This is a genomic window from Pandoraea sp. NPDC090278 (genome assembly GCF_044772185.1).
Taxonomy (GTDB): Bacteria; Pseudomonadota; Gammaproteobacteria; order Burkholderiales; family Burkholderiaceae; genus Pandoraea.
In genome coordinates this window covers 75,518-93,437 of sequence record NZ_JBIVYJ010000008.1, presented here as the reverse complement: position 1 = coordinate 93,437, position 17,920 = coordinate 75,518, and the positions used below count along the sequence as shown (strand labels likewise).

At 62.4% G+C, this 17,920-nt stretch carries 15 protein-coding genes and 1 pseudogene; 6 read left to right on the top strand and 10 right to left on the bottom strand.

The genetic code is table 11. From position 1 onward, the window contains the following. Positions 1 to 366 precede the first annotated feature (366 nt). Positions 367 to 1,068: a transposase gene (locus ACIQWO_RS24675; RefSeq protein ID WP_402829831.1), complete on the bottom strand. Its 702-nt coding sequence runs from the start codon at positions 1,066 to 1,068 to the stop codon at positions 367 to 369. A 198-nt stretch (positions 1,069 to 1,266) separates the two neighbouring features. On the opposite strand from ACIQWO_RS24675, the gene ACIQWO_RS24670 reads away from it, so the two are divergent. The 3 genes from ACIQWO_RS24670 (at position 1,267) to ACIQWO_RS24660 (ending at position 3,819) form a co-directional block, all read left to right on the top strand. Further along, entirely contained in the window at positions 1,267 to 2,115 is an 849-nt protein-coding gene (locus tag ACIQWO_RS24670) for an OmpW family protein (RefSeq protein ID WP_402829828.1), read from the top strand. A 281-nt stretch (positions 2,116 to 2,396) separates the two neighbouring features. Then, complete coding sequence (locus ACIQWO_RS24665; protein WP_402829825.1) at positions 2,397 to 3,146, top strand: OmpW family protein; 750 nt, start codon at positions 2,397 to 2,399, stop codon at positions 3,144 to 3,146. A gap of 295 nt (positions 3,147 to 3,441) precedes the next feature. Next, positions 3,442 to 3,819: a YqjD family protein gene (locus ACIQWO_RS24660; protein ID WP_174985062.1), complete on the top strand. Its 378-nt coding sequence runs from the start codon at positions 3,442 to 3,444 to the stop codon at positions 3,817 to 3,819. A gap of 112 nt (positions 3,820 to 3,931) precedes the next feature. On the opposite strand, the gene ACIQWO_RS24655 is transcribed toward ACIQWO_RS24660, so the two are convergent. The 6 genes and pseudogenes from ACIQWO_RS24655 to pilM all read right to left on the bottom strand — a co-directional run bounded on the left by ACIQWO_RS24655 (position 3,932) and on the right by pilM (position 11,379). Further along, a complete protein-coding gene (locus ACIQWO_RS24655; RefSeq protein ID WP_402829822.1) occupies positions 3,932 to 5,068 on the bottom strand; it encodes a deoxyguanosinetriphosphate triphosphohydrolase in 1,137 nt (378 codons plus the stop codon). A gap of 16 nt (positions 5,069 to 5,084) precedes the next feature. Next, the gene (aroB, locus tag ACIQWO_RS24650; protein WP_046290014.1) at positions 5,085 to 6,161 is read right to left on the bottom strand and encodes a 3-dehydroquinate synthase; all 1,077 of its coding nucleotides are present in this window, start codon (positions 6,159 to 6,161) and stop codon (positions 5,085 to 5,087) included. 255 nt (positions 6,162 to 6,416) lie between these two features. Beyond that, positions 6,417 to 6,935 (bottom strand): annotated as a pseudogene (locus ACIQWO_RS24645) (shikimate kinase); the annotation flags it as partial. Further along, positions 6,841 to 9,036, bottom strand: a complete 2,196-nt coding sequence (locus tag ACIQWO_RS24640; RefSeq protein ID WP_402829820.1) for a type IV pilus secretin PilQ — start codon at positions 9,034 to 9,036, stop codon at positions 6,841 to 6,843. The gene ACIQWO_RS24640 and the pseudogene ACIQWO_RS24645, both read right to left, overlap by 95 nt. Before the next feature lie 589 nt (positions 9,037 to 9,625). Further along, positions 9,626 to 10,297, bottom strand: coding sequence for a PilN domain-containing protein (locus ACIQWO_RS24635; protein ID WP_402829818.1), 672 nt, complete (start codon positions 10,295 to 10,297; stop codon positions 9,626 to 9,628). Continuing rightward, positions 10,288 to 11,379: a type IV pilus biogenesis protein PilM gene (gene pilM, locus ACIQWO_RS24630; RefSeq protein ID WP_402829815.1), complete on the bottom strand. Its 1,092-nt coding sequence runs from the start codon at positions 11,377 to 11,379 to the stop codon at positions 10,288 to 10,290. Before pilM ends, ACIQWO_RS24635 begins: the two co-directional genes overlap by 10 nt. Positions 11,380 to 11,622: 243 nt before the next feature. Between pilM and ACIQWO_RS24625 the strand changes: the two genes are divergently transcribed. Continuing rightward, the gene (locus ACIQWO_RS24625) at positions 11,623 to 14,082 is read left to right on the top strand and encodes a penicillin-binding protein 1A (protein ID WP_402829812.1); all 2,460 of its coding nucleotides are present in this window, start codon (positions 11,623 to 11,625) and stop codon (positions 14,080 to 14,082) included. Positions 14,083 to 14,109: 27 nt separating this feature from the next. Here the strand turns inward: ACIQWO_RS24625 and cyaY are convergent, their stop codons facing one another. Continuing rightward, the gene (gene cyaY / locus ACIQWO_RS24620) at positions 14,110 to 14,442 is read right to left on the bottom strand and encodes an iron donor protein CyaY (RefSeq protein ID WP_150578303.1); all 333 of its coding nucleotides are present in this window, start codon (positions 14,440 to 14,442) and stop codon (positions 14,110 to 14,112) included. 57 nt (positions 14,443 to 14,499) lie between these two features. Between cyaY and ACIQWO_RS24615 the strand changes: the two genes are divergently transcribed. Together ACIQWO_RS24615 and lysA are read left to right on the top strand one after the other, a co-directional pair. After that, positions 14,500 to 14,727: a lipoprotein gene (locus ACIQWO_RS24615; RefSeq protein WP_157122823.1), complete on the top strand. Its 228-nt coding sequence runs from the start codon at positions 14,500 to 14,502 to the stop codon at positions 14,725 to 14,727. 118 nt (positions 14,728 to 14,845) lie between these two features. Continuing rightward, positions 14,846 to 16,108, top strand: a complete 1,263-nt coding sequence (lysA, locus tag ACIQWO_RS24610) for a diaminopimelate decarboxylase (protein WP_402829808.1) — start codon at positions 14,846 to 14,848, stop codon at positions 16,106 to 16,108. A 34-nt stretch (positions 16,109 to 16,142) separates the two neighbouring features. Here the strand turns inward: lysA and ACIQWO_RS24605 are convergent, their stop codons facing one another. Together ACIQWO_RS24605 and msrP are read right to left on the bottom strand one after the other, a co-directional pair. Further along, on the bottom strand, positions 16,143 to 16,793 hold the full coding sequence (locus ACIQWO_RS24605) for a sulfite oxidase heme-binding subunit YedZ (protein WP_402829806.1): 651 nt from the start codon (positions 16,791 to 16,793) through the stop codon (positions 16,143 to 16,145). A gap of 68 nt (positions 16,794 to 16,861) precedes the next feature. Further along, entirely contained in the window at positions 16,862 to 17,860 is a 999-nt protein-coding gene (gene msrP / locus ACIQWO_RS24600; RefSeq protein WP_402829803.1) for a protein-methionine-sulfoxide reductase catalytic subunit MsrP, read from the bottom strand. Positions 17,861 to 17,920: the final 60 nt, after the last annotated feature.

The following is a 17,920-nucleotide window of genomic DNA, read 5'->3' as shown; positions in this document are numbered from 1 at the left end:
CGCCGCGCGCATGATCGTCGCGGTCGACCGGGTTAAGTGGGGTTGGCCGGGCGGGCCAGAACTGCGGATTCGCGCGCGTCGAAGGTCGTTCTCGGGCGTCGCCACAGGGCGCCGACTCAGCGCGCACGGTTTTCCGCATCGCACCAATCGGCCGAAGTTGGAATATACGCCATGAAATTCACAATGACAAAAGAATTTAATGGGGTCAGATTTCAATTAAAAACCGCACCAAAAGAAGGCTTGTTTTTATTGGGGTCAGATTAATTTCATGTAATGAAGATATGACAGAAAAATCCGTAATTTCAAACGCTTGGAGAACTTCTTAGGGAGAGCGACAGGCCTGAACCGGCCTGTCGGGTTCTTGCATCAGAGGGTGTTGGGTGCCGGTTTGCGGGGACGCCCGCGTGTGAGTGGACTCACCCGACGATTCGCGGCGAGCGACATTCTCGCCTGATATTCGGGACCGCCGAGGAGCCATCCCTTTTGCGTCGCTGTACGCAATGCGTCGACTTCATATGCCGGTAGCGGGATCGAGAACCCCTCCGCGTAAGCGCGCTGACGCTCGAACGGCGTGTTGCCCAATTCCCAATAGAGCGCGTGGTCCGTCACGAGGCTGTCGACCGTCAAACCGACGTGATGGTTGTAACTCGACCACAGGTAATTACCCGGAGCGTCGACCAGACCGGCACGAACGGGATTGAGCTCGACATAGCGGCTGGCGAGTAACAGATAGTGCTCCGCCTCGATCACCGTGGCGCGATATCGGCCCTCCCACAACGTGCCCGTGCGCTGATGGCGCCGGTTGAAATAGAGCACGTAGTAGCGGCCGACCGCCTGCAACGTGGCGGGAAGGCTGCGCTCGTCGGCGGGCGTCGCAACCAGATGCAGATGGTTAGGCATCATGCACCAGGCGTGGATGGCCAGGCCGTTGGCGCGTGCGGCGTCGCGCAGACGGTCGTGGAACACGCGCCGATCCTCGTCGTCGACGAAGATGGCTTGCCGGTTATTGCCCCGCAGAATCACGTGCTGCGGCTGACGCGGAATGAAGAGTCTCGGTAATCGGGCCATGCTGATTCAAATGTAATGCTTTAAAGCTGGACATCACGATTTGCGAGAGAGTTTCACCATGAAAAATCTCTTTAAATACTGATATCTAGCTAAACCCCGTTGATTCGTACAAAAGTTCTAGATCCGACGATTGCGCACCGAAATCCCAAGCGCATAATGCATCGAAAAATAAATAAATAATCTTGGGAGGAAAGACAAATGACAACTCGGACCTATCGGTCCGCGGCGTGCTTATGCGCGCTCGGACTCGGCATTTCCCTGGCGTCCACCAGCGCCAGTGCACAACAAGCAGGCGATAACGTCGTCAACCTCGGTTGGTTCCACATCGCCCCGCAGGACTCCAGCAAACCGATGACCACCAGCGTCACTCAGGAGGGCTTAACGCCCACCCTGGTGCCATCGAACTTTACTTCACCCGGCAGCGGCGCGAAGGTCAGCAACGCCGACACGCTCGGGCTCGTCATCACGCACTTCTTCACAGACAACATCGCCTTGCAGACCGTGGCTGGCGTGCCCGCCAAATTCAAGCTCACCGGACAAGGCGTGATTGCGCCACCGGGACTGGCCGGCGCGCTCACGAGTATCGACCTCGGCGCGGCACAAAACAACCCGATCGTGCAAAGTGTGCGCCAGTGGAGCCCGGCGCTCGTGCTGCAGTACTACTTTGGACAAGCCAATTCGACGTGGCGCCCTTTTCTGGGTGTCGGCGTGAGTTATACGTTCTTCACGAACGTCAGTCTCAATCCGAATTTTGAAGCGGCGCTGAATCAGAATTTCGGCAGTGTGCTGGCTTTTACTTCCGGACATAACGGGCCGACGACGGTCGAAGCCAAATCGTCGGCGTCGTGGCAACCGGTTTTCAACGCCGGTGTTTCTTATGCATTCGACAAGCACTGGGTTGCCAGCGCGTCGGTCTCCTACCTGCCGCTCAAAACCACTGCGAACATCAAAATCAAGGCGCAGGACGGCACGGTACTCTCGTCGTCCGACGCCGAAATCAAGCTCAACCCGATTGTGACCTTCGTATCCGTCGGCTACAAGTTCTAAACCCAGCAGGCGGGACGCTAATTGCGTTCCGCTAGCTGCGGCCAGAATATCGGACTCCGCAGTTATTTCCGAAAGCGTGCCTGACATATAAGGGCACGCTTTTCTTTCGTCCAGCGCTTTTTTCTAAGGGCATTCCATAGGTCGATGCGTGGATACAACACCTTTAGAGCGACACCTCCAGAGTCGCGCTATCCGCGAATTTGCACGGTCGGCATAATGGCCCTGAATTTCATTTAACGAAATTCTCGACAATAAAGAATCTTGAGCAGGAGACGAAATCGATGAAGTTGAAGCATTTGACGATTGCTGCCGCGGCTATGCTGACGGCATCGGGGGCCGCCTTCGCACAGCAAGCCGGGGATACGATGGTCAGCGCAGGCTGGTTCCATCTCTCGCCCCAGGTTTCGAGTGATCCGCTGCATGTGACGGGATCGAATGTTCCGGGACTGGCAAATCTGGTGAACAGCCGTCTGGGCAACACGGGTGCCAATGTCGATGACGCCGATACGCTCGGCCTCACGTTGACCCACTTCTTCACCGACAACATCGCCGTCGAAGGCGTGTTCGGCGTGCCGCCCAAGTTCCGCCTGTACGGCACGGGCAACCTGGCGCTGCCGGGCGGAAGCTCGCTGGCTTCGGCCAAGCAGTGGAGCCCGGCCATCTTGCTGAAGTACTACTTCGGTAAGGCAGGCGATACGTGGCGTCCGTTCGTCGGTGTCGGTGCGAGCTACTTCTGGTACTCGAACATCGAACTGACGCCGGGCTTCCAGCAGCTCGCCAGCGCAAGCCTGACCGGCGGTGCCGGCGGCAACACGACGGCTCAACTGACCAACTCGTGGGCACCGGTGTTCAACGCAGGTATTAACTGGAACGTCGACAAGCGCTGGACGCTGGCGTTCTCGGTGTCGTACATCCCGGTGAGCACGACGGCCAAGCTGACGACGACGCGCGGTCCGATCACGACGACCAGCGAAGCCAAGGTCAAGCTGAACCCGGTCGTGACGTTCCTGTCGCTCGGCTACCGCTTCTAAGTCGCCGCACGACGCAAGTTACACCGAGTCGCATCAAGCTGTACTGGAAACGCCGCCTTGTGCGGCGTTTTCGCATTTCTGGGTGGGATAACCGCCATCTCAGCGCATGTCAGCGTATTCCGACACCATCTTCAGCCAACACGCCGCAACTTTCCTTTTTCCAAAACTGTCTGTCCAGGTGTACGCACGCAAGTGGGCGGGCCATAATGGCCGCTCGCCTCAGGGTTCCACCGACGTTCGTCCTCCCGGGTTTACCGGACGTCGCATTTCAATACCACCTCTTGGGAGTCTGAAAATGGGAATTGCCTCGAAAGCGGAAACGGCACTCAACAGCAGCATGGAAGACGCACGCTTTGCCGGTCGTCGTACGGCACGCGCCGCGCGGTTGGCAAGTGGCGACGTGTCGTCGCGAGTCCGCGATCTGCTCGACGATCTGGACCACGCGCTGTCCAACGCCAAGTCGGCGTCGGATGTCGAAGCGCTTCGTGCGGAGATCGGCGATAAGCTGCGTCAGGCGCGCGACGACTTCGGCGATGCACGTGCGAATCTGCGCCGTCGCGCCAATGAAGTCTGGGAAGAGGCCGATGGCTACGTGCATGAGCGCCCGTGGCAGACCGTCGGCACGGTAGCCGCAGCCGCACTGGTACTCGGCTTTATCCTCGGCCGCAGTTGAATCAGATTTGAAATGAAAACAGCCGGCAAATGCCGGCTGTTTTTTTGTTTGTTCTCGTCCCCTCGTCGCCAGTCTCGTCACCGAACGCCAGGGAACGTCCGACATCCGTGACTCAAAGCGTCGGCTCAACGCTGAACAGTCTGCGGTATTCCTTAATCGCATAGCGGTCGGTCATACCGGCCACATAGTGAGCAATCCAGCGCGGCTGATCTTCCGGATTCTCCGGACGGTAGTTCGGCGGCAACAGGCGCGGCTCGGAAATGAAGGCCTCGAACAACTCCTGCACGATGCGCTGCGCCTTGGCAGCCATCCGCATCACGAGATAGTGGCGGTAAAGGTTATCGAACAGGAACCGCTTGAGACTGCCCGCCTGTTCGCGCATCTCGGCACTGAATGCGACGAGCGGCCCCGAAGCGCGTACGTCATCCATGGAGAACGGTGAGGCGTCGGCCACGCGCTGACGTGTCGTCGCAATCAGATCGACGATCAGCGCGTTGATGATGCGTCGCGTCGTCTCATGCACCAGACGTCGACCGGAGATGTCCGGCCATGCTAGCTTCGCTTCCGTGCAGTACCGGTGCCAGAGCGGCACCTCGTCGAGCTGTTCGAGCGTCAGCAGACCGGATCTCACACCGTCGTCGATGTCGTGGTTGTTATAGGCGATCTCGTCCGCCAGATTCGCGATCTGCGCCTCGATGCCAGGCTGAAGCCCTTTAAGGAATCGCTCGCCCAGTTCGCCAAGCCCGCGCGCGTTCGCTCGCGAGCAGTGCTTCAGAATGCCTTCGCGCGTCTCGAAGCATAGGTTCAGCCCGTTAAAGCCGCCGTAGTGCTCTTCGAGCTCATCGACCACGATGAGGCTCTGCAAGTTGTGCTCGAACCCGCCGTAGTCCTGCATGCAGACATTCAACGCGTCCTGACCCGCATGACCGAACGGCGTATGGCCGAGATCGTGCGCCAACGCGACCGCTTCGACCAGATCTTCGTTGACGCGCAGATTTCGCGCGATCGACCGCCCGATTTGCGCCACTTCGAGACTGTGCGTGAGGCGCGTGCGGAACAAATCGCCTTCGTGATTCACGAAGACCTGTGTCTTGTATTCGAGACGCCGAAATGCCGTCGAGTGAATGATGCGGTCGCGGTCGCGCTGAAACTCGGTGCGTGTCGTGGGCGCGCTTTCCGCGAAGCGACGGCCACGTGACGCAGTGGAGCGCGCCGCGTAGGGGGCAAGCGACGCTTCGTAATCGATCATCGCCAGCCCTCTTGTCTCAGACGTTAGCGCGCAGCGTGGCGCGAAGTTCGGCGTCGGGCACGCTCGTCATGAACGCCTGCCCCAACCGGTTGAGCAGCACAAAGCGGATATCGCCGCCTTCCGCCTTCTTGTCGACGCGCATCAGATCGATATACCGGTCCTCGCCGAGGTCCGGTCCCGTCACGGGCAGCTTGGCCGCCGCGACCAGCGCCTTGATTCGCTGCACCATCGTCTCGTCGATAAAGCCCAGACGCGCCGACAAGTCAGCCCCCATCACCATGCCGCAGCCCACGGCCTCGCCGTGCAGCCATTCGCCATAGCCCAGGCCGGATTCGATCGCGTGACCGAACGTGTGACCGAAGTTGAGCGTGGCGCGCAGCCCCTGCTCGCGTTCGTCGCTGGCCACGACCTGCGCCTTGATTTCGCAAGAGCGTTGCACGGCATACGTCAGCGCCGCCGTGTCGCGACCGTTCAGGGCATCGATATTGGCTTCGATCCAGTCGAAATACTTCTCGTCTGCAATCGCGCCGTGCTTGATCACTTCGGCCATACCGGCGGCCAGCTCACGATCCGGCAACGTCGACAGCGTGCCGATATCGGCCAGCACGGCGCTCGGCTGCCAGAAGGCGCCGATCATGTTCTTACCGAGCGGGTGATTGATACCCGTCTTGCCGCCAACCGAAGAGTCGACCTGCGAAAGCAGCGTCGTCGGCACCTGAACGAAGGGCACGCCGCGCATATAGCACGCTGCGGCGAACCCGGTCATGTCACCGACCACGCCGCCACCCAGAGCGATCAGCGTGGCCTTGCGGTCCGCCTGCGCGCCGAGCAGCTCATCGAAGATCAGGTTGAGCGTCTGCCAGTTCTTGTAGGCCTCGCCATCGGGCAGCACCGCCTTCACCACGCGCTTACCGAGACGTTGCAACGTCGCCGCCACCCGTTCCGCATAAAGCGGATCGACGGTCGTGTTCGTCACGATCACGGCATGCGTGCCACGCACGTGCGGCGCAAACAGCGCGTCCTGCGTCAGCAGATCGGTGCCGATATGAATGGGATAGGCGCGCTCGCCAAGGTCGAGTTTCAGGGTAATCATGCCGCTTGTTGGCTTGTTGTCATGTTCAGCGAAATTGGTCCGTGCGGGCCACTGTCAGCGAGGAAAGGTATCACGGCCAGGCGTCACAGGCGCGGTCGTTACCGCCTCGCCGGTGTCCACGGGATGCGTCGCGTCGACATCATCCGGAGGCAGCTGTTCCGCTTCGGCATCGCCATGACCGCTCTCTGAGGTGTCCGTCGCATCCGCTGCATCCAGCGCATCCGTCGCATCAGGCAATAGCGCAGCGTTGCTCGGTACGATGCCCGCCATTTCCAGTTGCATCAGCACCATATTGACGAGTGCATTGACGCTTGGCCGCCCGGTTTCGATGACGAACGTCGCGCATTCCCGGTAGAGCCCGTCGCGCTCCTGATACAACTGTTCGAGTCGCGCACGCGGATCTGCCGTTTGCAGCAACGGACGATTCTTATCGCGACGCGTGCGTAACCACAGATCGTGCGGATTGGCGCGCAGGTACACCACCGTGCCGCGCGATTTGATGTACTCGCGGTTTTCTGCGCGCAACACCGCGCCGCCGCCGGTGGCGAGCACGATTCCGCTGCGTTGGGTGAGTTCGTCGATGGTCTGGGTTTCGCGCTGACGGAAGCCGTCCTCGCCTTCGTGCTCGAAGATGACCGGAATGCGCACGCCCGTGCGCGCCTCGATCTCATGGTCGGAGTCATAGAACTGCCGTCCAAGACGTCGTGCCACTGCGCGTCCAACCGTGGTCTTGCCCGCCCCCATCAGTCCGACAAGTATTACGTTTTCCAGCATAAATCGCTGATATTTGGGTTCCAATCCCTGATGATACCGGTATCTGCGTCGGGCGTGCGGAACGCGTCGCCTCGGGGAACACCCCGAGAAGCCGGGGATGGCCCGGGGGAAGGTCATAACGCAGGTCACCACGCAGGTCGTCCGACAGACGCGGCGACGCCGCGCTGGCGCTCACGCCGGGCCCATCGGGCTCCCCGGACACGTCAGACATTGCGTCCGCGTCTGTCGCGGCTTCCGCCGAGGCTGTCCGCTCCGGTGTGCCGTCGCCCAACGCGCCGGGAGCACTGACCGGCGCGCCGTCCGGCACCACGCTAGGCGTCAGGAACACCAGCAACTCCGTACGCCGGTCCTCATTGGCGCGGTTACGGAAAAGTGCGCCCAGCACCGGTACGTCTCCCAGCCAGGGAACGCTTGCGCGGCTGCCCCGCTTCACCTCCTGGTAAATCCCACCGATCGCGACCGTACCGCCGCTTTCGACTTGCACCTGTGTCCGGACATGCCGGGTATCGACGGCGAAGCCTTCGGCGACGGCCTGCCCCACGCTGTCCTTGCGCACATCCACATCCAATATCACTTGCCCGTCCGGCGTAATCAAGGGCGTGACCTCGAGTCTTAGGGTCGCCTTGCGGAACTGCACGGATGCCACGTTGCGCCGACCGTTGCGCGTTTGGTATGGCAATTCCGTGCCTTGCTCGATGAGCGCCTGCACCTTGTCTGCCGTGACCACGCGCGGGCGGGAGACTACTCGCCCTCGTCCACTGGTCTCCAGTGCGGAGAGCTCCAGTTGCAGGAAACGGCTTGCGGACCGGCCGAACAACGTAATCGCAAGACTCGGCGGCGCCACGCCCGCCAGCGCCGCCGCTGAAAGCCCAACATCCACCGCGCTGCCGGGAGCGTTCGTGTCGCCGCCCGTTCCGCGGGTGCCACCGTTCGCGACGCGCCCGCCCGCTGACACATCGAACGATCCCGCATCCGGTGTCGGACGCTTGTCGCCGCTACGGTCCGTACTCGCGGCACTGTGTTGCCCCGCTAGGCGGACGCCGAGCGACTCGCTGAACCGGTCGTCGGCTTCGACGATGCGGGCTTCGATCAGCACCTGTCGAACGGGCACATCGATGCGCTCGATAAACGACGCCAGCGCATCGAGCTTTTCAGGCAGGTCGGTGACGAATAGCTGATTTGTCCGGGGATCCGCAATGAGACCGCCGCGCGCGGACAAGAGACGCTGCCCTTTGCTGTCCTTCTGTCCGAGAATGATCTCCCGCAACGCCTCGGCCCGCGGATAGTTCAGCCGGAACCGGCGCGCGGCCAGTGGCTGCAATGCCTCACGTTTCGCCGCAGCTTCCAGTTGCGTTCGCTCGTCGGCCAGCAGATCGGCGCGCGGCGCAATCCAGTCGACGCCGTTCACGGATTGCACCCCCAGGCCCGCACTTCGGATCATGACGTCAAACGCCGTCGCCGCAGGCACCCCCGTCACCTCCATTTCGAGTCGCCCCGTGACGCGCTCGCCAATCGCCACGCTCCGGCCGGTCAACCTCGCAAACACCCGCAGCGCATCGGCTGCGTCAGCACCGTGCAACACCACGTCCACCGTCGAAGGGTCGGAAGGGTCACGATTCGACAGCGCCTTACCCGGCAATGCCCCGTCATCGCTCCAGGTGGCCGACAGCCCGGCCGTTGCGGTCCGGCGCAACACGACGCGACGCGCCCCCGCACGCATTGCCCCCACGGGCTCGGCATTCTCGACGGGCACGTGAGGCATCGATTGGGCCATGATCACGGCATCTTGGGCAGACCGACGTGTCATGGGCGTGCGAAACACGTCGACGGTATCCGTCGGCATCTCCCATCGCGGTGGCGGTTCCGGCAACGCAGGGAGCGCATGGGTCATCGACATGTCGAGCGACTCGGCGGGTGCGGCCGTGCGGCGCCACCGATACGCAGACACGGTGGCACTTAACGAAGCTTCTGCGCTGTCGGGATGCGTTGCGCTGCCGGTTGTACCGGTTATGCCGGTTGGCACGCGAGGGCCGTCCAGCGAAAACTGCTCGACCGCCAGATGCCGTGGAAGCTGGTCCACCTCGGCAAGCCAGCCGAGCAAATTCGCGACTGTGCCTCGAACGCGCAACTCGGCGCGCTCGATTTCCAGTTCGCCGGATACTGCCGCCGGACCCGGTCGCGAAAACGCCAACGTCAGCCCGCTCCGGGAAACCAGCCGCTCAAGATCGGCACGCCATGCCGTAAGGGTCTCATCGTCAGCCTCGGAAGCGTCGCTTGCATGCTTTGACATGGTAGACGAGTCTGACGACTCGCCTGCGGTCGCCCCTGCAACCTCCCCTGACCCCGGCTCGACGACGGGCAGCATGCGTTGCCATGTTCTGGTTTCTGCCTCTTCGTTCCGAAGTCGGCGCATGAGCGCGGGTACACGGTCGGCAGCATCGTTGGCACGCGCCAACATCTGCTGCTCGACTTCGAGCCCTTGTTTCAGGGCTGCACGCGCCGGGAGACTCATCAACCACCCAATCGACCACGCAAGGCAGAAACCCGTCAGGGCCGCAGCAACCGCGAGACCCCACCGTATACCCGGCGACCATTCGGTGGGTGAAAGGGAAAACCATGTCACCCAGCGCGCCCGCCAACGCGCCTTCACGTCATGAAACATGTCACGCACATCGTCTGGAGGGTGATTTTCACCGTACATCCGGCACCTCCTCCGTCGTTTGGCCGTCGAGATCGGCGACACCCGCCAGCACGACGGGTGTTGGTGCGGGTTTTAACTCAATGCGTAGCGTAAAGCGACGAACGTTCAGTGCCCCGGCCTGCGTCTGTGCGTCAGTCCATTGTCGCCGGACGCTCTCCGGCACCACACTCGATTCCACCTCGGTAACCTTGCGCACCCAGGGCAACGCGCGCAGCCGCTTCTGCGTTTCGCGCACCCGTGATTGCGTCGTCGCATAGCCTTCGATTCGCAGATGCGCGTCGACCGTCTTCACCATCGACAGCCGCACGCCATCGGCGCACGCCCGCATGATGTCGAGCAAACGCTCGGCCACAGCAGGCCGACGCTCAACCAGCGCAACGACGGCTCTGCGGTGAGCCCGCAGTTCGGCGAGCTGCCGCCGCGTCATGTCGAACGCTGCCACCTCACTGGCCAGCCTCTCGTTCGTCGCGCGCAATGCCGTTTGCTGCGCCTGCATTTCGCGGCGCTGGTGAAGGTCCCACGCAATGGGCACCAGCGAAACGGTGGCGCCGCACGCCGCAACGCACGCCCAGACTCGCCATTGCCGACGCATATCGCGGCGTCGCCACTGTGCCAGCGTGGGAAGGAAATCGAGCGGCGGAAGTGCCTTCGTCACTCGCATGCCACCCCCTGCATCGACATGGCTCGCAGCGCCAGCCCACAAGGCACAGCGAGCGCCGCACGCGGCACGAACGTCTCCTGACGCTGCGCGGCGGGGTCGGAAGCCTCGAATGTCGCGAGCGGGTCGAAAGGACGCACAGCCATGTCACATGCGCTTGCCACAGCGTCACAGATCGCCGCCAGTTCCGCCGGGCTGGCCCCTTGCGTCGCGATGTCGATGACGCGCGGCGCGACCGGCAATGCTCGCGTCAGATCGCGAACCACGCTTGCCAACGCCTCCGGGTGCCCGCGAACGCCGTCAAAGCGCTCACGAACATCCCCGACGCAAACCGCACCATCGAATACCGCCAGATCGAGTGTCTGGGCATCGATCTGCAAGAACGCACCTGGCCCGCCTGATCGCGCTTTGCCGGTGGAGGCGTCAGGCACAAAGGTGTCGCGCTCGTTGGATGTGGACGTTCGCCGTGCTGCACGCTGCGCCCACAGAAACGCACGCCGCCCCGCCTGATGCGCGGCATCGATGGCTTGTGCGCGTAGCCCTGACATTTCAAGCACGGCCATCCTGTCGTCGACCGGCGTCGCTTCGCATGCATACAACCGGAGACGATGGCTGCCCGGTTCAGCCCACGCCACGCCGACACGGCTGCGCAAATCGGGGTCGCCATCGCCGGGCAGCAAAAGCGCCGCGCGATGCTGGCACCACGCCCGCAGCGCGCGCGGTGGCAGGTCCGCCGGACAGTCGATCACCTGCGTTTTCAGTCCGTGCGATGGCAGTGCCAGGACGATGGCGTCGTCCTGCAACGCCGCCGCCCGCGTGCCCAGACGCTCCAGCAATTCATCCAGGCGACGCGCCACAGCCTCCGGCTTGACGATCAGTGCGCCACGCAGCATGTCGTCTTCCAGCGCGGCAGCGCCATACGCGTCCAGACGCAATCGATCGCCTCCCGGGGTACGTGTGACGCGAACGAATTGCATGCCATTGGCGTCGAAGTGGATACCACAACCGCCACCACCGTTGCTCACCCCCCTCGCCGCCCACTGCCTTCCCATGTGACGCATCCCGCGCAAAACCGCTGCGATCATGACTTCCTCCCGCTCTTCGTCGTATCGATGCGATCGATGCTATCGGGCACGGCAAGGCGGTCCAATCGGACGATTCCGAATACTGGCGAGGGAAAGGCGAACGAAAGGCGCTTTCGGAATTCATGCCGTTTTTGGCTCGGACGATTCCTAGCCCCCATAGGCTCAAACTCCGATTTCGGGGGCTGTCGAGGGAGGTTGCGGGGCGTTCGTTATAATCGGCCCATCGTTTTTTCCGGTTCTCCCATGGCAAGCACTCCCCAAACCGAGACACCCCGCGACAAGCGTCCGCCCAAGCCGCGCCGCTCCATCTGGCTGCGCATCGCACTATGGTTCGTAGGCCTGATCGCTGCGATGGCCGTCTGCGGCGCGTTGCTCGCGGGGTACATCCTGGTGGTGATGACGCCACAGCTGCCGTCGCTCGACACGATCGTCGACTATCGGCCGAAGATTCCGCTGCGCATCTACACGGCCGACGAAATCCAGATCGGCGAATTCGGCGAGGAGCGTCGCAATCTCGTGCGCTTCGCCGATATTCCCGACGTCATGAAGAAAGCCGTCCTCGCCATCGAGGACGACCGCTTCTATCAGCACGGCGGCGTCGACTTCATCGGGATCTTCCGCGCGGGCCTCGCAAACTTCACCCGCGGCGGCTCGTCGCAGGGTGCGAGTACGATCACCATGCAGGTGGCGCGCAACTTCTTCCTGTCCAGCGAGAAGACGTACACGCGCAAGATTTACGAAGCGCTGCTCGCCTACAAGATCGAATCGCGCCTGACAAAAGATCAGATTCTCGAGCTGTACATGAATCAGATCTACCTCGGAGAGCGTGCCTACGGCTTCGCCAGCGCAGCGCGCGTCTATTTCGGCAAGGATCTGAAGGACATCACGCTTGCCGAGGCCGCCATGCTTGCCGGTCTGCCGAAAGCGCCGTCGGCCTATAACCCGATCGTCAATTACAAGCGTGCACGCGTGCGTCAGGAATACATCCTGAAGCGCATGTACGACCTCGGGTACGCATCCAAGGCCGAATACGATCAGGCAATCGCACAAGAGCTGGTAGTGCGCGGGCTGGGCAGTGAATTCAGCGTGCACGCCGGTTATGTTGCGGAAATGGTGCGTCAACTGCTCTACGCGCAGTTCAAGGACGAGATCTACACGCGTGGCTTTAACGTCTACACGACCATCAACTCGGCGGATCAGGAAGCGGCATACGAAGCGCTGCGCGCGGGTGTCATGGCGTACGAGCTGCGCCACGGCTATCGCGGCCCCGAAGCGAATATCGACTTGCCGGACGGCAAGGACGAGCGCGAACAGCTGATCGACGACACGCTGGTCGAGCATCCGGACAGTGGCGACATGGTCGCGGCCGTAGTGCTCGCCGCGTCTCCCCAGCAAGTGAAAGCCGTGCTTCTGAATGGCGACGATGTCACCGTGACGGGCGACGGACTGCGATTCGCGGCCGCCGGGTTAAGCGCTAAGGCGCAGCCGAAACAGCGGATTCGTCCGGGCTCGGTCATTCGCGTGACGAAGGATGCGAAGGACAATTGGCGCATCGTACAGATGCCGGACATCGAAGCAGCCTTCGTGTCGCTCGATCCGCAGAACGGCGCCATCCGCTCGTTGGTCGGCGGGTTCGACTTCAACCGCAACAAGTTCAACCACGTGACGCAGGCATGGCGTCAGCCGGGGTCGAGCTTCAAGCCGTTCATCTACTCGGCCGCGCTGGAGAAAGGCTTTGCGCCAGCGACCATCATCAACGACGCTCCGCTGTACTTCTCGGCAGCACAGACCGGCGGACAGCCGTGGGAGCCCAAGAACTACGGCGGCGGCTTCGACGGACCGGAACCGATGCGCGTGGCGCTGATGCGGTCTCGCAACCTCGTGTCGATCCGCATTCTGCAAAGCATTACGCCGGCCTATGCCCAGAAGTTCATCGGGCGATTCGGCTTCGAAGCAGACAAGCATCCGGCCTATCTGCCGATGGCGCTGGGCGCGGGTATGGTGACACCGCTGCAAATGGCGAGCGGTTTTGCGGTGTTCGCCAACGGCGGCTTCCGCGTCAATCCATTCATTGTGGCCCGCATCACCGATTCGAAGGGCAACGTGATCATGGAAGAGAAGCCGGTCGCGGCAGGTGACGAGTCGATTCGTGCCATTCCGGCGCGTAACGCCTTCATCATGAATTCGATGTTGCACGACGTGGCGACGCGCGGCACCGCAGCGAAGACCAATGTGCTCAAGCGCAGCGACCTCGCGGGCAAGACGGGCACGACGAACGATTCGCACGACGCATGGTTCGCCGGGTATCAGTCTCAGTTGGTGGGGGTTGCCTGGATCGGTTTCGATCAGCCGCGCAATCTGGGCGATCGTGAAACCGGTGGCGGTCTGGCGTTGCCAATCTGGATCGACTACATGTCGAAGGCGCTGCGTGGGGTGCCGGAGTCGCCTCGCGCGATGCCACCGGGCGTCATTCAGGCGAATGGCGATTATTACTACGACGACTACCCGCCGGGTCGCGCCGTCAGTACTGTCGGCCTGAGTGCCGAGACGGCACCGGACGGCTCGGCAGCCCCAGGTCCGTCGACGGGCGCCCTGCCCGGTCAGATGCCGGCGCAGCCGGGAACAATGCCGGCACCCGCACCGGCCCCTGTGGACCGCCAGGAGCGTCAACGCATCCTGGACATGTTCAACAGCAAGCCCTGACGAACTCAGGGATAGCGGGACGTTCGATCAGGCCGGCTGAAGCGTGACCGTTTCTCCGGCCTGCTGCGACGCAAAGCGCGACAAGGCTTCGAACAACTCGGAATCGTCGCGCGTGTCGCGCCACTTGTCGCCCTTCAGGCGGAAGTGGAAACCGCCTGAGCGTGCGGCAATCCAGATCTCGCTCATCGGCGTCTGGACATTGACGATGATCTTGCTGCCATCGTCGAATTCGAGCGTCAGGACATTCCCCGTACGCTCGCAATCGATATCCACATCGCTGTCGTCGACCACCGCCTCGACCGCCGCCTCCACCTGCGTCAACACTGCCTCGGCGAGCGCCAGGAATTCACTTTCCGTCATGCTAAACTCCACGGTTTGCGTCATCGTTAGCATGCCGCACCACGCGGCGATACCCCCATGACTGCACCTATTCGAACCTGCGCGATTGTAGCGTCGATTGCTCTGTTGAGCGCATTGGCTGGCTGCGGCCAGGCTGGCCCGCTTTACTTCCCCGCCAAGCCGGTGAAACCGACGCCGCCCCCGGGCGCGCCGCTGCCTCCGCCGCCGCTCGTGCCCACGCCTGAGCGTGGGCCGTCCGTCGATGTGCCCCCGGCCGCGTCGCGCCCCGCAGCAAAACCGGAATAAGCGTAAATTAGCCGATGTTGGCCGAATTCCGGCGGATGTGCCCTCGACATTCGGGGTACATCGCCTTCGGCCCGTCTTGCGGCCCCTTGTTTTTCCCGTTGATTACCGAGCACCTCCGATGTCCGACGCCATCTTCTCCTACCGCGACGACGTACTTCACGCCGAAGGCGTAGCGCTGCCCGCCCTCGCCGAGCGCTTCGGCACGCCGCTGTATGTCTACTCGAAGGCGGCTCTGACGAACGCCTATCAGGCCTATGCAAAGGCCTGCGAAGGTCGTAACGCCGCAGTTCACTACGCCGCCAAGGCCAATTCGAACCTTGCAGTCCTCGGCGTGTTCGCCAAATTGGGCGCGGGCTTCGACATTGTTTCGGCAGGTGAGCTCGCACGCGTCATCGCGGCAGGCGGAGATCCGAAGCGCGCTGTGTTTTCCGGCGTCGGCAAGCACGCAGACGAAATGCGTTTCGCACTGGAAAAGGACGTGTTCTGCTTCAACGTGGAATCGCGTCCGGAACTGGATCGCCTGAACGCGGTGGCCGGGCAAGTCGGCAAGCGGGCGCGCGTGTCGTTGCGCGTGAACCCGAACGTCGATGCAAAGACGCATCCGTACATCTCCACGGGCCTGCGCGGCAACAAGTTCGGCGTAGCGTATGAAGAAGCCTTCGACGCCTATCGCGCGGCGGCCGCCATGCCCCACCTCGAAGTCGTCGGCATCGACTGCCACATCGGCTCGCAAATCACCGAAATCTCGCCGTACCTCGACGCGACCGACAAGGTGCTCGATCTCGTCGAGAAACTCGAAGCGGCTGGCATTTCGCTGCATCACATCGACGTGGGTGGCGGCCTGGGCATCACCTATACCGACGAGACGCCGCCGGACATCACGGCGTTCGCCACGACACTGCTCGACCACATCGCCAAGCGTGGCCACGGCCACCGTCAGGTGCTGTTCGAACCGGGCCGCTCGCTGGTCGGCAACGCCGGCGTGCTGCTCACGCGCGTGGAATTCCTCAAGCATGGCGAGACGAAGAACTTCGCCATCGTCGATGCCGCGATGAACGATCTGGCCCGTCCTGCCATGTACGAGGCGTACCACGGGATCGATCCGGTGGTGCGTCGCGCCGGGGATGCCGCAACCTTCGACGTCGTCGGCCCGGTTTGCGAGAGTGGCGATTGGCTCGGCCGTAACCGCGTATTGGCGATCGACGCTGGCGACCTGCTCGCCATTCGGTCCGCCGGTGCCTATGGGTTCACGATGAGCTCGAACTACAACACGCGTCCGCGCGCCGCCGAAGTCATGGTCGACGGCAATGAAGCCTATCTCGTGCGCGAACGCGAGACGGTCGAATCGCTCTTCGCAGGCGAACGGCTGCTCCCGGCCTGACCCTCGCGATCGGCCGGATACACCGCATCCCGGCCTAAGACTGCCGCCGCGACGGCCTGCGCAGCGCCCAGATCACACGGGCGCCCAGCAGGCCTGTCATCACGATCGCGTAGATCAGCGGCTCGGCAAGATCGTTCTTGCCCGCCTTCATCCACCAGTAATGCAGGATCGAGAGCACGGCGATCGCATAAATCGCACGATGCAGCCGCTGCCAGCGCCGCCCGCCCAGACGACGCATCACCGCTTGCGGTGACGTTATCGCGAGCAGCGTCATCAGGACAAACGCCACAAATCCCACCGTGATGAAGGGCCGTTTGCCCGTCACGTCGCGCAAAATGCTGGCCCAGTCGAACCATTGGTCGAGCCAGAAATACGTCGCGAAATGCAAGGCCGCGTAAAAGCACGCGAATAGCCCGAGCATGCGACGAAATCGCAGCAGCCACGACATGCCTGTCACGCGTCGCACTGGCGTGACGGCGAGGGTGATGCAGAGCATCACGAGCGTCCACGTGCCCGTCGAACGCGTGATGAATTCGACCGGGTTCGCGCCTAGCTGGTCTGTCAGTCCGTAGACGACGAGCCGCAACAGAGGCGCAAGCGCGAGCAGGAAGACAACGACCTTAGCCCACGGCACCCACCGATTCGGACGGTTCGCTGAGCGACTGCCGTCTCGGGCATTGGACATCGAGGTAGCGTTGCCGGGTGTCGACGTAGGAGGCAATCGAGAAGGGGATGGCAGCACGGCGCGTCGATTCAGAAGAATTTACGTAGATCCATGCCCTGATACAGGCTGGCGACCTGGTCGGCGTACCCGTTGAACATCAGCGTCTTGCGCTTGGGCGTGAAGATGCCGCCCTCGCCGATTCGGCGCTCCGTGGCCTGACTCCAGCGAGGATGATCGACCTCGGGATTCACGTTCGAATAAAAGCCGTATTCGTTCGACGCCGCGCGATTCCAGCTCGTGAGCGGCATCTTCTCGACGAAACGGATCTTCACGATGGACTTGGCGCTCTTGAATCCGTACTTCCACGGCACCACCATGCGCACCGGCGCGCCGTTCTGATTCGGCAGCACTTCGCCGTATAGGCCGAACGTCAGCAGTGAAAGCGGGTGCATGGCTTCGTCCATACGCAGTCCCTCCACGTACGGCCAGCTCAGCACCGGATACGACAATCCTGGCATTTGCTTCGGATCGGCCAGCGTCACGAACTCCACATACCTGGCGTTGCCTGTCGGCTGCACCTGCTTGATGAGCGCTGAGAGCGAGTAACCGACCCACGGAATCACCATCGACCAGCCCTCGACGCAGCGCATCCGATAGACACGCTCTTCGAGCGGCGCGAGTTTCAGCAACGCATCGAGATCGTAGATCTTCGGTTGCTTGACCTCGCCCTCGATGGCCACTTGCCAGGGACGCGGCTTCAGCGTGCCTGCGCGACGTGCCGGATCGGACTTGTCGGTGCCGAATTCGTAGAAGTTGTTGTAAGTGGTGACGTCCTTGATATCGGTCGGCTTGTCGGTCACGACGTACTGTGCGTTGCGCGTCGCCGCCAGCTTGGCAAGCCCGGTGCCAGGACTGTCGGCCGCGAAGGCTCCACCGGATGGAAGCAAACCGAGTGCCGCACCGCCCATCCCTGTCAAGCCAATACCGGACGCCTGCAAGAAACGCCGCCGACCTGTTGCCACTTCCCGCGGCGTAATGCTGCTCGCCGGGATATCTGCCCCGCGCAGACGCGCTTTGCTCGTACTCATGATGCCTGCCTCCCGAACGTATCCGAGTTGTCTACACCGACCGACGTGCCACCAAGTTGC